Origin of the sequence: Pseudomonas sp. SG-MS2 (assembly GCF_009933855.1) — a bacterium.
GTDB classification, from domain to species: domain Bacteria; phylum Pseudomonadota; class Gammaproteobacteria; order Pseudomonadales; family Pseudomonadaceae; genus Aquipseudomonas; species Aquipseudomonas putida_E.
This window is the reverse complement of record NZ_MOMO01000229.1, coordinates 458-992: the sequence shown is the minus strand read 5'-3', so window position 1 is coordinate 992 and position 535 is coordinate 458. Positions and strand designations below refer to the sequence as shown.

The window sequence follows — 535 nt, the reverse complement described above, 5'->3', positions numbered from 1 at the left end:
CCGATGCTGCGCTCCCGATTTCTTTCTGGAGCCAGTCCGCCATGATGCGTCCCGACAGCAAAGTCGAAAAGGTTTACCTCTACCCCAAGCCTGTGGATTTTCGAAAATCCATCGACGGCCTCACCGCCCTGGTCGAGCTGGACATCAAAGTCGCCGTGTTCGACCCCGTACTTTTCGTCTTCCTCAATAAAGCCCGTAACCGCATCAAGGTGTTGTACTGGGAGCGCAACGGCTTCTGCCTTTGGCTCAAGCGCCTCGAAGCCGAACGTTTCAAAACTTCCCCCGACGCCACCGACGAAGCCATCGTCCTGACCGTCCAGGAACTTAACTGGTTACTCGACGGCTTCGACCTCTGGCGCAACCGTCCACATCAGGTTCTGACACCCCGTTTCGTTGCCTGACCCGGTATAATCCGGGGCATGATTTCCTTGCCCGACAACCTTCCAGACGATCCCGTACTACTCAAGCAGATGTTGCTTGAGGCCTACGAAGCACGCTTGCGCGAGCAGGAAGTCAACGAAGCCTATGCCACCCA

Annotated in this window: 1 protein-coding gene; it reads left to right on the top strand. The window is 56.4% G+C overall.

The features are described from left to right. The first annotated feature begins 17 nt into the window (after positions 1-17). Positions 18-401 carry an IS66 family insertion sequence element accessory protein TnpB gene (gene tnpB, locus BLX42_RS27270; RefSeq protein WP_256672047.1) on the top strand — a complete coding sequence of 128 codons (384 nt, stop codon included), beginning with the start codon at positions 18-20 and terminating at the stop codon, positions 399-401. Positions 402-535: the final 134 nt, after the last annotated feature.